Origin of the sequence: Virgibacillus dokdonensis (assembly GCF_900166595.1) — a bacterium.
Taxonomy (GTDB): domain Bacteria; phylum Bacillota; class Bacilli; order Bacillales; family Amphibacillaceae; genus Virgibacillus; species Virgibacillus dokdonensis.
Window position 1 is genome coordinate 2,079,116 of the sequence record NZ_LT745763.1, and the last position, 14,946, is coordinate 2,094,061.

Consider the following 14,946-nt stretch of genomic DNA (forward strand, 5'->3'; position numbering starts at 1 on the left):
TCATTCCTCCATCTCTAAAAATAAAGCTTATCAATAATTGTTAAATAGTCAACTCTAGCTTTATATTGAAAAGGGATAAAATAACCCTGCTGTTTTATTGTTTTATACGCAATAGATTTTTTATCTCCTTTTAGGTGAGCATACCAATGCGTAAAAAGTCTTTCAGCAGGAAATAAATATGTTTCATCAAGTACAGAAAAGCGTATGAGCAGAAAAGTAATACCGCCTTGAGCAGCAACTGCCTGCATATGTTCGACTTGATGAGCATGTATATTTGCTAACGGAAATAGCGTTTTATTTTTTGTTTCCTTTGCTTCAAAATCAATGTATTTTTCGCGATACACTCCGTTGTAATCCGTTGTTGAAGCTTGTTTGAAATAAGCTTCTGTAATTACTGCTGCACTTCGTTTTGGATAATTGACCTTAACAATTTGAACAGGTGTCGGTTTTTTGTGAATGACAGCTTTTTTTGTTTCTAAATAGTATGCATTTGTATCATTAATATCCTTTTCTAATGACATCCCACGATTACCAAATTGATGAGAATATAATTTTTTTTGCTTGTATAGATCCCCATTTTTTCTTCCATTTGGGTAATTCATTTATTTACAACCCCTTCTTTAAATCAACGTATGAATAAATGAAATAGCTGACACGTTTCATGGCGAAAAGAAATTGTTCAACAACACAAAATGTAAAGTTTAACCTTTTGTGTTGTCTCTGAAAAATTCACCTTGATTGAAATTCACTTTTATTTACATAGTATTTCCTCTCTGCAAAAAAATACTAGCGCCTTATGATGCATAGTAATGTCATGCTCCGTACATGTTATAAAATAATTGTTCTGAAAGGATGGGAGGCAGATGTATATAGATGCAAACATCAAAGCCTATCTTCATTATATAACAAATAAAACAACAGCACATAACCAAGATAATATAACACGTACAAACGCTTATTTTAAGTTTTATCTGAAATTCCCAGAAATAAAATGGGCTTTTTTAGCAAGTATCGTATCGAGAAATGCTGGCTGGAACATGACCGATCTGCAAATGACTCCATTTCAACATTTATTAGGGAGGCAAGAAAGACAGCGGCTGTTTATGACGTATGAGCGTGCTAATTGGCTCATTTTTTCAGATGCCTTCCCTCAACTCTTAGTATACCAATTATCCAAGCAAAACAACAAACCAATGTTCGATCTTCTTTCTCTGTTTCATGTTTCTAGTTATATGATAAAAGAATGGCACTATTTTTGGAAGTATTGTGATAAAAATCGTCTTGTACAAGCACTTATTATAAACGAACAGAATGTTATTCAAGAGCCTGTTATTAATCAGCATTATTTTCAACGCCGTGTATTTCATCAATTGCCTTATCAAATGCAAAACTTTTTTATGATGAATGCTGTTCTTTTGCCTTCTATGTCCAATGATGATTTATATGGTGCCTATGTCCATAACTTCACAAATAAAACGAACCGAATTCAGTTAGGGAAAAAACTAGCTTCTATTATTTTTTCCCCAACTGTCTATAAGCAAACGTTTTTATTTACTAAATATTGTACACACACTGGATCCAGACGTGATTATGAACGTTTTTTGAAGCTTCCCAAACAACCGATAACCCCAATCTTGCGAATGGTATATCCCAGTATTACACATCAAGATACCATACGAAAGGATTGGTATCAATCAGGGGGTGTAAAGAAAAAATGGATTCGCGACGCACCTCGATGTAACAAACAACAAATCGGAAAAACTTTTTATCAAAAACGACAAATGTTATTTGCTTATTTCTATACTAAACAAGTGTTTACGGCAAAAAAATATTTTTCAAAAAGGGATTAGCTTCTCTAAAATATAAATTAGGTTACAGTAAAAGAAAAAAAATAAAGATATTTTACGGTAAGGCAAACGTATCTCCAACTAGAAGCAGAAACAAAGTAAAGAAATACAACGTGTCATTTCGAGTAATTTTTAAAATCATTTTGAATAGATAAAGTGCTGCCATGCACGTATATGGCAGCACTTTTTTAAACACTTTTTTAACATCTAAGTTGCTGGAAAGTTGGGTCCGTTCAATTTTTTGTCTCCTTTTTTCAAAGATTTAGAACGGATGCTTTCTGTTTTGGTTTGTTTCTTCTTTTTATCTTTCATCGTTTACCCTCCTTTCATCATTAGTTTGTCAAAAACGTAAAAATAAATGAGTATATTCACTTGTTTTGTAAGCTTCATTCTAGTTTTGTCGAACGTGAAGGAAGCCTTCTTTTTAAGGCGAAATGTATACAGTAAGATGGAAAGGGGAGGTAGCATAAGAATGCTTGCGTATCAATCACCAAAAAAAGGAAAGCGCGGTGTGGACCGTAAAAAAGTGGAAGCAGCTTTATACGAATTATCAAATCAAATTCGCCGATTGGATCAAAAGTTGATCATGAAAGTAGAAAATAATATATCAAATCAATATTATGAAAAACTAAATGAAATTGCGCTAGTGAAGAAGCAATGTATACAATTAGAAAAAAATACAAGAGAACAAACAAAGTAAGCCTATCCAGTATCAACTTGTATCTACTTCGTTCCTCAAAAGAAATCATTTGAAAAAAATTTAAAATAGCACCATAGTAAAAAGTTCTTATTCATCTTCATTATATGTTACTATATAGACATATCATTATATTTAAGTAGGTTGAGATTTGCATGTATATAAAACAACAAACCAATATATTACAACAAAATTTATATCAGTTGAAAGAAAAATTTGAGCATACTAATCCTCCAAAGGATCGAAAAGATAGAGCGTTGTTTCTGAAAGTTAAAGAGGAAACAACGCCTATTTATCAGTTGCTTGAACGTTGGGAAACAGAAGCTTTACAGTTGGTACAAAAGCGCAAAGTGAATGTACATCCTCACCAAATTGTTTCTACAAGAGAAAATATGGAACTATTACTGTTACATAGTTATTATATAGATGTAAAGAAAAAACGATATATCGAATTATACAAATCAATACAATACATTTTCGATCAGTTAATGCGCGAGTTGGATACGCTGTTGTAAATCTGTTAGATGATTCTAAAATCAATTCGAGAAGGGGATGCATGATGAAAACAAAACAAGCATTAATAGAAGCTGCTAAAACAATTACAGAAAAAGCATATGTACCGTATTCTAATTTTCAAGTTGGAGCAGCGTTACAAACGGGTTCCGGAAATATTTATACAGGCTGTAATATCGAAAATGCTGCTTATCCTGTAACATGCTGTGCAGAGCGAGTGGCTATTTTCCAAGCAATTGCCAATGGTGAAAAATCATTTACGGAAATGGCTGTTGTTGCTGATACAGAAAGGCCCGTACCTCCATGTGGGTCTTGTAGACAAGTAATGAGTGAATTTTTTCCTTCAGATATGCTTATTCATCTAACTAACCTAAAAGAAGATATAAAAACGGTTAAAATGGAAGAACTATTGCCTTTTTCGTTTCAGCCTTCTGATTTAGAGCAAGAAGTGTAGCGAATTACGACATTTGTTCTCTATTGTAAAAGTATTTTTTATATTTTGGAGTGCTTGCAGACAAACTCGGTAACAGTAAACAATGTATTTTTCAATCGTAACAAACACTTTTTGATACTTCATTATGTACCACTCAAAACGCATTTGCACGGATTCATTTTTCACACCTCTTATTTAATGCTATAATAAAAAAAGAGTACACAAACATATTATTTTTTTCCAATCATACAATGGAAAAAAAGAAACAAACAAAGCCACACTTAATTATAGAACTGGTATGAGGTGATCGTAATGAGTATGAACCAAGTGCATTTAACAAGTAAAGATATTTTAGATAAAGATTTTAAGACCGCAATGCGAGGATATAACCAAGAAGAAGTGGATGAATTTCTTGACTTAATTATTCAAGATTATGATTTGTTTAAACAGGAGATCAATCGTTTACAACAAGAAAATGAGCAATTGCGAAAAACAAGTACTGAGAAACCAAAAGCAAGGTCTGTGCAAACTGCACCTAATCATCAAGTTAATTATGATGTGTTAAAACGTCTTTCAAATTTAGAAAAAGCAGTGTTTGGTAAAAAGTTTGCTGATTCAGAAGGGTGATTCTCATTTCTTAACTTGCTTTTTTTTATCAATATGGTATAATCTTATCTTGCACTAGTTGTTAAATACTCAAGTGATCGCTGTAATTTTTACAGAGGAAAGTCCATGCTCACACAAACTGCGATGTTTGTAGTGTTCGTGCTTGACGAAATCATAAGTCAAGGTAACCTTTTGGTTAACGGCAGGTGCATTTCCTAAGTCCAGTAATCGGATACGGAAGTAACCTTGAAAGTGCCACAGTGACGTAGCTGATTGGGAAACCTTTCAGGTGGAACGAGGTAAACCCCACGAGTGAGCAACCCAAATAATGGTAGGGGCATCTTTTAGTAGGGAATAGGAACCGAACGGAGGACAAGCTAAGCTTGTAGATAGATGATCACCACCAAAGTACGAGGTTGACCACCGTTAGCAGTACAATGGTACAGAACATGGCTTATCGAGTATTTAACAGGTCAAAATAATTAACATGAAGTCTCTCTATCGTTAAAGTGTATAAACGAAAGAGAGACTTTTTTCATTTAATCAACGATCTGTTTCTATCCATTCTTGTATGAAATTCATTTGCATAACGAATATTTATTCATGATGCATAAGAAAATATGGTAAACTAAAACACAAACAGTCATTGAAAGGACGTTTTTTTATGCAGACAGTTACATTAATAGCTACCGCAGCGATGGGATTAGAGTCTGTTGTTGCAAAAGAAGTTAAAAATTTAGGTTATGAAGTACAAGTTGATAATGGAAAAGTAGAATTTGAGGCGCCTATAAACGCAATTCCTCGTTGTAATTTATGGCTTCGTTCTGCGGATCGAGTAAAATTATTAGTTGGTAAATTTAAAGCTACATCCTTTGATGATTTATTTGAGGGAACAAAGGCTTTACCCTGGGAAATTTACATTGATGAAGATGGTGAAATTCCTGTAATAGGAAAATCTGTTCAATCAACATTACATAGTGTTCCTGATTGTCAAAAAATAGTCAAAAAGGCGCTCGTTGAAAGGATGAAATTAAAATATGGCATGATTTCTAAACTACCAGAAACGGGAGCAATGTATCGTGTCGAAATCGCCTTATTAAAAGATGAAGCAACACTTACGATCGATACTTCAGGCGTAGGTTTACATAAGCGAGGCTATCGAGTTGGACAAGGTGAGGCTCCGCTTAAAGAGACCCTTGCTGCTTCATTAGTATTATTAACCAATTGGCATCCAAATGAGACTTTCGTTGATCCATTTTGTGGTTCAGGTACTATCCCTATTGAAGCTGCAATGATTGGACAAAATATTGCTCCAGGTTTTAATCGTGAATTTTCATCCGAAGATTGGTCATTTGTTAAACAAAAGTATTGGGACAAAGCTTTTGAAGAAGCGGAGGATGTCGCTAATTATGATCAACCTTTAAATATTACTGGGACGGATATTGATCATAAAATGATTAACGTTGCGAATAGAAATGCACTTGAAGCAGGGCTAGGGGAACTTATTCAATGGAAGCAAATGCAAGTTAGTGATCTTCACTTTAAACAGCCTAACGGTTATATTGTAAGCAATCCGCCTTATGGGCAGCGTCTCGGAGATCAAAAACAATCAACGAAAACAGCAAAACAACTTGGTGAAATCATAAGTAACCACCCTAGTTGGAGTGTTTATATAATAACGGCATATGATCATTTTGAAGCCGCTTTTGGTAAAAAAGCAACGAAGAAGCGAAAGTTGTTTAATGGCTATATTCGAACAGACTATTATCAGTACTTCGGTCAGAAAGAAAGGGGAGATTCTGATGAAATTAAGTGATAAAAAACAGCAATTTAAAAATTATTTAAAAGAAATAGATTATTATCGAGAGGCACTTTCCCTTATACATTGGGATATGCGTACGAAAATTCCAACTAAAGGAGTAGAGCAGCGTTCAGAAGTGGCAGGTTTTTTGGGAGAAAAAATTCACCAATTGCAGACATCGAAGCAAATGGAAGCATTTATTAAAGAACTTAAACCTAACGCTGATGATCCTATTCTTTTAAGAACAATTGAAGTTTGTGAAGAAGAATATGAAAGAAATAAAAAAATTCCTCACAAGCTGTATAAAGATTTTATGATTACACAGACTAAATCTGAAGCAATTTGGCAACAAGCTAGAGAGACTGATGAATTTCATCTATTTCGACCCTATCTTAAAAAGTTAGTAGATTTCAACCGTGAATTCGCTTCTTATTGGGGATATGAAACTAATATTTACGATGCTTTGCTACACAAATTTGAGCCAGGTATCACAGTGAACAAACTAGATCATGTATTTCCTAAATTACGCAGATCGTTACGCTCTATATTAGAAAACGTACAAGCAAGTGGTGTAAAGCCTGATCCTAGCTTAATACAAGTTCATTTCCCTAAACAACAGCAAGTAGCTTTTACAGAGCAACTGCTTAAACAAATGGGCTATGACTTTACATCTGGGCGCTTAGATGAGACTGTTCATCCATTTGCTATTCCATTAAATCAAAATGACGTACGATTAACTACTCGTTATGACGAAAATGATTTCCGAATGGCTGTATTTGGAACAATTCATGAAGGGGGACACGGCTTATACGAGCAAAATATTGACCCTCGTTTATCCCAAACACCATTAGCGACTGGAACTTCTATGGGTATACATGAATCACAATCGTTATTTTGGGAAAATTTCATTGCCAGAAGTTATCCATTTTGGCAAAAGAATTACGACTTATTCTTGCAGTATGCTCCACATTCATTTCAAAATATAGATTTAGAGCAATTTTATCAAACAATCAACGAAGTGAAGCCATCTTTTATTCGAATTGAAGCAGATGAATTAACATATCCGCTACATATTATGATTCGATATGAGTTAGAAAAAGCACTTATGAATGAAGAAATCATAGTAGATGACTTACCTCATTTATGGAATGAAAAAATGAACGATTATTTAGGTATCACGCCGCCAACAGATAGGGAAGGTGTACTGCAAGATATTCATTGGGCAGGTGGTGATTTCGGGTACTTCCCATCTTACGCTTTAGGGTATATGTATGCAGCACAAATTTATCATACATTATCTAAAGACCTTCATGTAGAGAGCCTTATCCGAACTGGTGACCTTACTCCTATTAAAAGTTGGCTCGCCAATTCCATTCATCAATATGGAAAATTGAAAGAACCGCTGAAAGTTCTAACTGATGTAACGAACGAAACATTAAACCCTGACTATTTAGTACAACATTTAGAAAAAAAATTCAAGGCTATTTATCAGTTTTAATCGTATAAAAGATGCTGTAAGTAGGTTTAAGTAACGGTGTGTGTTTTAGTATGCAATTACATTTTGGTCGATTAACAGGGGGAACAACGCTCACACGTCATGATTTGTAAAGGAGATTAAAGCATGTCATATATTTGTTCCATTGGCTTGGGAATACCAGAGTATCGTCTAAGTCAACAACGTGTAAAAGAAATGGTTCAGGAAATTTTTCCTTATTCCAAGCGAGAAATTAACCGGCTACTCCCTGTTTTTGATCATGCACAAGTGGACGAAAGGCAGTTTGTAGTGGAAACTAATTGGTTTACAGAAAATCATTCCTTCCAAGAGCGCAACAATTTATTTATTGAACTTGCTAAAGCGTATGCGTTAAAAGCCATTGATGATTGTTTACATCAGATGGCGTTTTTATCAAATCCTATTGATTACGAAGATATTGATATGATTATCTTTGTGTCAAGTACCGGTGTAGCAACCCCTTCATTAGATGTGCATGTAATGAATGAACGTCCTTTTCGACAAGATGTAAAGCGCATGCCTTTATGGGGATTAGGGTGCGCTGGAGGAGCTATTGGCTTAGCAAGAGCACACGATTGGTTGTCAGCAAACCCAGATAAATCTGCATTAGTTATTTGTTGTGAATTATGCAGCTTAACGTTTCAAAAAGGGGATCTGAAAAAAAGTAACCTGATAGGAACTGCTTTATTTGGTGACGGTATAGGGGCCGCAGTTATTGTTGGAGAAACATCTCCATTAATTCAACATAGTAAAAATAAAGTACCACGTTTGCTGCAATCCGATTCTTATACTAAAAAGGACAGCATTTCGGTAATGGGATGGCAAATCACCGAAACAGGATTTGAAGTGATTTTTTCCAAAAGCATTCCTGCGCTCGTACAAAGTTTTTGGAGGGAGCATGTACAGCTATTTTTTAATCAACACCAATTAAACGAAAATGCTATTGCTACTTTTATTGCCCATCCAGGAGGCAAGAAAGTTATAGAAGCGATGCAACATGTGTTGCAAGCAGATGTTGATAAATTTCGTCACTCTATTTCTGTACTAAGAAAACACGGTAATATGTCTTCAGCAACCGTTCTTTATGTACTTTATTCATGGATGAAGGAAGCACGATATACAAATGAAAAAAGTGTGCTCTCTGCACTTGGTCCAGGGTTCAGTTCGGAATTGATTTTAATGGAGTGGATGTAGTAATGCCAATTTTTATGTGGATTATTTTGTCGGTGATTATAATACAGCGACTAGTAGAGCTGGCTATTGCACGTAGTAATGAGCAATGGATGAAACAAAGAGGAGCCATTGAAAAAGGAAAGAAACACTATAAATGGTTTATTATTATCCATACATTGTTTTTCTTGTCTCTCATTGCGGAAATTATTTTTCGTAATCAACAAAGCTTTTCCTTTAACTATGTTCTATTTGCTGCTTTTATAATTACCCAAATTGGCCGTATTTGGTGTATTACAACATTGGGTAGATTTTGGAACACCAAAATAATCATTGCACCGCAATTTGACGTTATTAAGCGAGGTCCATATAAATACGTAAAACATCCTAACTACATTATTGTTGGTGTAGAATTGTTTGTCATTCCTTTACTGTTTGGTGCGTGGTTTACAGCGATATTATTTCCAATTCTACATGTGTTATTATTATATGTACGCATTCCCGTAGAAGAAAAAGCTGTTTATGGGCATTAGATACACTTATAATTTCCTATAGTGCTTAAAATAAATAAAATGTTCCACTTATATGAAAGTGGAACATTTTATATAGTGAATATGAATGGATTTATTTAGGTTATGCTCAAAAGAGCGGCTTTTTACTAAAATTGTATAAAAGTTAGTCATGATTCATTTTTTTAGCTATATACATAAATGGCGTATCCATAATGGCTACAATAAACTTAATGATATAAGTAGTAATGAAAATTTCAAAAAATATTTCTGTTGGATAGCTTCCATAAAAAGCGATACTGCAAAATACGACCGTGTCCAATAATTGGCTAACACCTGTACTTCCATTGTTACGGATCCATAGATGCTTGTCAGCAGGAAACATCTTCCTAAATTTATCATAAATCCAAACGTCGAATGACTGGCTGATGATATAAGCTGCTAGACTTCCAGCAACCACCCTAGGAATTAAATCAAATATAGTTGTTAATGATTCATGAGCGATGTCGTCTGCACCAGGTTGAAACGTCAGGGCTATTTGCATAAAGATGGTCATCGCTAATAGCGTAGCAAACCCCATCCAAACCGCTTTTTTCGCTTCATCTTTTCCATGCTTTTCGTTAATAATATCTGTTGCCAAATAAGCTGTCCCATATAGAATGTTACCAAGTGTAGCAGTCAGACCAAAAAGTTCGACAGTCTTTAAAACTTGGATGTTTGCAATAATTGTAGCCATTCCAATCCAAACATAAAGACCTATTTTTCCAAACAGACGATAAAACAATAATAGCATGGAAAAATTTACGATAGCGAAGATAATCCAAATTATTTCGTTCGTCACATAAATTCCTCCTTAGTTTTGATAACGCGGGAGTTCTCGAACCGCGAAAAACACAAATGATATTATACGCCGCAAAGAACTAAAATGCAATTATTAATTGTGTATCTCCTGATTCAAGTAGTAAAAGGTGGCACATTTTCTTATATAAAATTAAAATACTAAAAAAAGTTTTAATTTAAAAAACGATTAATATGTGAGTTTATTGTTCTGATGATGAAAGAGATACATTATTATTTTGTTTAAAAGCTTTACATGAGGTTCTATTTTCTTTAGAGCATATAGAACACTTGCTAACTTCAATGAGTTGTAGTCCATAATTAACTGCTTCTTCTGAACGATGAAAGATATGATGTTCCCCAATTTTATACAAAAGACCACTTGCCTTTAGCATAGCCGTTACATCTGAATTTGCTTCTGAGATAATAATTGTTCCACCCATATTTTTAAAATCGGTAACTAGAGAGTCTAAATTAGCTGCGCCTGTGGCATCTAAAATAGAAACATGCTTCATTTTTAAAATTAGTACCGTTGGACGCTGATTGATGCACCGTGTAATGATAGATTCAAACTTGTCTGCAGCACCAAAGAATAACGCTCCACCAACAGTATAAAATGAAAGTTTGGGGCATGTGGAGCTTAACGTGTCCAAATGATTACCATGTGTTGTGTCTTTGACTTTATCAGGAATAACTTTTTCTACTTGCAACACTTCGCTCATCCGCTTTATGAACGAAACCATTGCAAGTAATAGACCAATTTGTACAGCTGTCGTAAGATTAACAAATACAGTTAATAGAAAAGTAACTACTAGTACAAGTGAATCGCCTGTTTTTAATTTAAGTATATGTATAAACGATTTATATTCACTCATATTATAGGCGACGATCATTAAAATAGGCGCCATACTTGCTAGAGGTATGTTCGATGCAAATGGTGCAAATAACAATAGAATTAATAAGACAAAAACACTTTGAAATATTCCTGAGAACGGACTAATTGCTCCACTTTTAATATTCGTAGCTGTTCTAGCTATAGCACCTGTTGCTGGGATTCCGCCAAACATGGGAGTGACCATATTAGCAATTCCTTGGCCAACTAATTCTCGATTGGAGTTATGCTTTGTCCCTGTCATTCCATCAGATACAACCGCAGATAATAGTGATTCTATTCCTCCAAGCATTGCAATCACAAAAGCAGGTTGCCAAAGCTCAGCAATAGTTCCCCAAGTTATTTCTGGCATTCGAAAGCTAGGTAAAGATTGAGGGATACCACCAAAGGATGTACCAATGGTTGCTACTTCAGAAGGATATAGCAGCATGGCGACAGCAGTTGGTAAAATTAATGCAACAAGTAGAATAGGAACCTTTGGAAGAATCTTTGGGATAAAGATGATGGCGAAAAGACCTATAAATGCTGTACATACGCTATACCAATTAATAAAAGCAATATTATCTATAATTTGCATCATATTCTCATGAAAATATTGCTTTTTGTCAAGTTCCTCAAGACCGAGAAAATTACCAATTTGACCACTAAATATAATAACAGCAATTCCCGATGTAAATCCGATAGTTACTGATCTAGGAATGAATTGAATCAATTTCCCAAATTTTAATATCCCCATTAACAAAAGTATAAATCCAGCCAAAAATCCGGCAACTAATAACTTTTCATAGCCGTACTCTAATACAATAGCAAGTAATATTGGAATAAATGCTCCCGTTGGACCAGCAATTTGAAATCTGGAACCTCCAAATAAAGCTACGAAAAGCCCTGCAAAAATGGTTGTGTATAACCCATACTCAGGTTTAACACCAGAGGCAATAGCAAACGCCATCCCAAGTGGAATGGCTACAATCCCTACTGTTAAACCTGCAATCATGTCACGCTTTATATCTACTAATGAAAAACTGTTGAAACGATTGTCTTTAAACAAATAATCTGATCTCTCCTTAAAATAAATTTTTAAAGCATTAAGAAATAAACCACTAAATTGGTAGAGAATTAGATTTAGCTTTTGGAGTTAGGTTTTTCTGAAGCAGGAAGGAACATGTGCGTTCACGAAAAAAGCCACTCTCCCTCAGTAGAGTGACAACATCTAATAAATTATTCGTTAGAAAAACTTGGCTTGTCACCAAGTATTAGCTGCGGATAGTGCAAAAAAAGCGGTAATCTAACGAAAAGATTACCGCTATATCTATGAGGTACGTTCGTTATTTTTTTACAACATTAGCTGCTTGTGGTCCGCGTTCACCTTCAACGATATCAAAAGAAACTTCTTGGCCTTCTTCAAGTGTTTTAAAACCTTCTTCTTGAATTGCTGAGTAATGTACAAAGACATCGTTTCCTTCTTCTTGCTGAATAAATCCATATCCTTTTTCAGCGTTAAACCATTTTACTACTCCGTTTTCCATCTAATTAATCCTCCTAAAATGCTTCACGTTCCCTTTGAAAAACGTGGTAATGCAAAGCAGATAACAGAACATAAAAATAGACAGCCTCTATAGAAGTGTAGGATCACTTTACACCCACTTCTATGGAAGCTGCCTGCATGAATGAATCCGTACATCTTCTTTGCTTGATTCTAATATAGCTTATTTATGTAACTTCGTCAAGGAAAGTAAGGACGATAACTCGACATTTTTTATGTTTCCAGTTATGATTTAAATGTATTAAATAAGCAATGAAAACGATTACTTAAACATCAAATTGAAAGGGGTCATACTATAATGAATAAGGATATTGAAATTGCCCAACAAACACCGTTAGAGCCAATACATAACATTGCAGAGCAACTTCAACTAACTTCAGAGGATTGGGAACCATATGGACATTCAAAAGCTAAGCTGTCAGCAACCTTATTTGAGAAATTAAAACAAAAGAAAAGCGGAAAGATCATTTTAGTCACATCAATTAATCCAACACCCGCAGGAGAAGGAAAATCAACAGTTACGGTTGGACTTGGACAAGCATTAAACCAAATGAGAAAGAATGCAATTATTACACTTCGCGAGCCTTCACTAGGTCCAGTTATGGGAATTAAAGGTGGGGCAGCTGGAGGAGGTTATTCCCAAGTTTTACCGATGGAAGATATTAATTTGCATTTTACTGGGGATATTCATGCTATAACTACAGCAAATAACGCTTTAGCTGCATTGATTGACAATCATATTCATCAAGGCAATGAATTACAAATTGACCCAAGAAAGATTGAATGGAAACGAGTAGTAGATATGAATGATCGCGCTCTAAGGCAGATCGTTGTTGGTCTAGGTGGAGCAAAACAAGGAGTTCCTCGAGAAGATGGTTTCAATATTACCGTTGCATCTGAAATTATGGCTATACTCTGCTTAGCCACCGATGTACAAAATTTAAAAGAAAGGCTTCGTTCAATCGTTATCGGCTATACATTCGATCATCAGCCTGTCACAGTTAGCGATTTGAAAGTAGAAGGTGCATTAACTCTGTTATTAAAAGACGCAATAAAACCAAACCTTGTACAAACGACAGAAAACACACCTGCTATTATTCATGGCGGCCCATTTGCTAATATCGCTCATGGCTGTAATAGCATTATTGCAACAAAAATGGCGGCTAAATTGGCAGATTATACAATAACAGAAGCTGGGTTTGGGGCGGATTTAGGAGCTGAAAAGTATTTTCATATTAAATCTCATGCAGGTAATATTGATACCTCAGCTGTTGTCATCGTCGCTACTGTACGTGCGCTAAAAATGCACGGCGGCGTTACAAAAGATAGGTTGATGGAGGAAAACATCACAGCTTTAGAGGCTGGCATGGATAATTTACAGAAACATATTGAAACCATTCAGGCTTTCAATGTACCATTTGTTGTAGCAATTAATCAATTTCCAACCGATACAAAGCAGGAAACATCATTTATTCAGCAATGGTGTGAAGCGCGAGGTTATGATGTTGCGCTAACCACTGTATGGGCTCATGGAGGAAAAGGAGGAATAGAGTTAGCTAAAAAAGTAATCGCTAAAGCAAATAATTCTCATTCTTCTTTTCAACCTTTATATGACATAAACGAGTCCTTGGAAAACAAATTAAGAATAGTAGCTCAGAAAGTATATGGGGCAGATGATATTGAAATAACAAAGGGAGCCCGTAAACAATTACGTTTTTTCCAAGAACAAGGTTGGAGTAATTTGCCTGTCTGTATGGCTAAAAACCAATATTCATTATCAGATGACCCAACGTTATTAGGGAGACCAACAGGTTTTACTATTACAATTAGAGAGCTTCGAGCATCTATTGGGGCCGGATTTATTGTCGCTTTAACTGGTGACGTGATGACAATGCCAGGGCTTCCTGCCAAACCGGCTGCTTTAGGAATGGATGTAGGGGAAGATGGACGAGCAAAAGGATTATTCTAATGCAAACAGCAGAACAACTATCTGAGATAGAGCATTTTGTATACAGGTTATTCTCTGATGACATTACTGGTCACGATTATTATCATATGAGGCGAGTTGCTCGTTTGGCAAAATATATAGCGGAAAAAGAAGACGCTAATCCGTTTATTTGTGAAACAGCTGCTTGGCTTCATGACGTTGGGGATGAAAAATTGTTTTCAGATCCTCATGTTGTCATTCAAGAAATAAGAGATTTGCTTGATCGCCTTTCTTTAACAAAACAACAAATAGAGAAAATAAAGCAAGCAATGCAAGATGTTTCTTTTCGTAAAGGGAAAACTCCGGTAAGCCTAGAGGGGAAAATCGTTCAAGATGCTGATCGGTTGGATGCTATTGGAGCGATTGGCATCGCTCGTGCTTTTAGCTATGGTGGGGCAAAAGAACGCCATCTTTATCATGAGGAATTAGACAATCATACAATCCAACATTTTTACGAGAAGCTATTACGTATTCGAGATAAGTTGCATACAGCAACCGCTAAAACCATTGCAAAAGAACGACATCACATCATGCAGCAATTCCTAGAACAGTTTTATCAAGAATGGAATTTCCCTAGCATAGAAAATAGGGGGTAAAA

At 35.3% G+C, this 14,946-nt stretch carries 15 protein-coding genes and 1 other RNA gene; 12 read left to right on the forward strand and 4 right to left on the reverse strand.

Annotation, left to right across the window (positions count from 1 at the left end; all coding sequences use genetic code 11):
* Nucleotides 1–14 precede the first annotated feature (14 nt).
* The gene (gene recU / locus B2C77_RS11300; protein ID WP_077703693.1) at nucleotides 15–602 is read right to left on the reverse strand and encodes a Holliday junction resolvase RecU; all 588 of its coding nucleotides are present in this window, start codon (nucleotides 600–602) and stop codon (nucleotides 15–17) included.
* 261 nt (nucleotides 603–863) lie between these two features.
* Here recU and B2C77_RS11305 point away from each other — a divergent pair, with 261 nt between their 5' ends.
* The 10 genes from B2C77_RS11305 to B2C77_RS11350 all read left to right on the forward strand — a co-directional run bounded on the left by B2C77_RS11305 (nucleotide 864) and on the right by B2C77_RS11350 (nucleotide 9,113).
* Nucleotides 864–1,850 (forward strand): DUF2515 family protein, encoded by a 987-nt coding sequence (locus B2C77_RS11305; protein WP_077703694.1) that lies wholly within the window; start codon nucleotides 864–866, stop codon nucleotides 1,848–1,850.
* A 469-nt stretch (nucleotides 1,851–2,319) separates the two neighbouring features.
* A complete protein-coding gene (locus B2C77_RS11310) occupies nucleotides 2,320–2,547 on the forward strand; it encodes a hypothetical protein (RefSeq protein WP_077703695.1) in 228 nt (75 codons plus the stop codon).
* Between the two features lie 152 nt (nucleotides 2,548–2,699).
* Nucleotides 2,700–3,059, forward strand: a complete 360-nt coding sequence (locus B2C77_RS11315) for a DUF1798 family protein (RefSeq protein WP_077703696.1) — start codon at nucleotides 2,700–2,702, stop codon at nucleotides 3,057–3,059.
* A gap of 44 nt (nucleotides 3,060–3,103) precedes the next feature.
* Complete coding sequence (locus tag B2C77_RS11320; RefSeq protein ID WP_077703697.1) at nucleotides 3,104–3,511, forward strand: cytidine deaminase; 408 nt, start codon at nucleotides 3,104–3,106, stop codon at nucleotides 3,509–3,511.
* Nucleotides 3,512–3,802: 291 nt separating this feature from the next.
* Nucleotides 3,803–4,117 (forward strand): cell division regulator GpsB, encoded by a 315-nt coding sequence (gene gpsB, locus B2C77_RS11325; protein WP_077703698.1) that lies wholly within the window; start codon nucleotides 3,803–3,805, stop codon nucleotides 4,115–4,117.
* 65 nt (nucleotides 4,118–4,182) lie between these two features.
* Nucleotides 4,183–4,558, forward strand: an RNA gene (gene rnpB / locus B2C77_RS11330) — RNase P RNA component class B.
* A gap of 202 nt (nucleotides 4,559–4,760) precedes the next feature.
* Entirely contained in the window at nucleotides 4,761–5,912 is a 1,152-nt protein-coding gene (locus B2C77_RS11335; RefSeq protein WP_077703699.1) for a THUMP domain-containing class I SAM-dependent RNA methyltransferase, read from the forward strand.
* Nucleotides 5,899–7,395 (forward strand): carboxypeptidase M32, encoded by a 1,497-nt coding sequence (locus B2C77_RS11340; protein ID WP_077703700.1) that lies wholly within the window; start codon nucleotides 5,899–5,901, stop codon nucleotides 7,393–7,395. The genes B2C77_RS11335 and B2C77_RS11340 overlap by 14 nt, the downstream gene beginning before the upstream one ends.
* 123 nt (nucleotides 7,396–7,518) lie before the next feature.
* Nucleotides 7,519–8,604, forward strand: coding sequence for a type III polyketide synthase (locus tag B2C77_RS11345; protein WP_077703701.1), 1,086 nt, complete (start codon nucleotides 7,519–7,521; stop codon nucleotides 8,602–8,604).
* 2 nt (nucleotides 8,605–8,606) lie between these two features.
* A complete protein-coding gene (locus B2C77_RS11350; protein WP_077703702.1) occupies nucleotides 8,607–9,113 on the forward strand; it encodes an isoprenylcysteine carboxyl methyltransferase family protein in 507 nt (168 codons plus the stop codon).
* Nucleotides 9,114–9,255: 142 nt separating this feature from the next.
* On the opposite strand, the gene B2C77_RS11355 is transcribed toward B2C77_RS11350, so the two are convergent.
* The 3 genes from B2C77_RS11355 to B2C77_RS11365 form a co-directional block, all read right to left on the reverse strand.
* A complete protein-coding gene (locus B2C77_RS11355) occupies nucleotides 9,256–9,930 on the reverse strand; it encodes a queuosine precursor transporter (RefSeq protein ID WP_077703703.1) in 675 nt (224 codons plus the stop codon).
* Between the two features lie 199 nt (nucleotides 9,931–10,129).
* The gene (locus B2C77_RS11360; protein WP_077706892.1) at nucleotides 10,130–11,812 is read right to left on the reverse strand and encodes a SulP family inorganic anion transporter; all 1,683 of its coding nucleotides are present in this window, start codon (nucleotides 11,810–11,812) and stop codon (nucleotides 10,130–10,132) included.
* A 331-nt stretch (nucleotides 11,813–12,143) separates the two neighbouring features.
* Nucleotides 12,144–12,344 (reverse strand): cold-shock protein, encoded by a 201-nt coding sequence (locus tag B2C77_RS11365; protein WP_021291310.1) that lies wholly within the window; start codon nucleotides 12,342–12,344, stop codon nucleotides 12,144–12,146.
* Nucleotides 12,345–12,659: 315 nt separating this feature from the next.
* Between B2C77_RS11365 and B2C77_RS11370 the strand changes: the two genes are divergently transcribed.
* Nucleotides 12,660–14,330 carry a formate--tetrahydrofolate ligase gene (locus B2C77_RS11370; protein WP_077703704.1) on the forward strand — a complete coding sequence of 557 codons (1,671 nt, stop codon included), beginning with the start codon at nucleotides 12,660–12,662 and terminating at the stop codon, nucleotides 14,328–14,330.
* Nucleotides 14,330–14,944, forward strand: a complete 615-nt coding sequence (locus B2C77_RS11375; RefSeq protein WP_077703705.1) for an HD domain-containing protein — start codon at nucleotides 14,330–14,332, stop codon at nucleotides 14,942–14,944. The genes B2C77_RS11370 and B2C77_RS11375 overlap by 1 nt, the downstream gene beginning before the upstream one ends.
* Nucleotides 14,945–14,946: the final 2 nt, after the last annotated feature.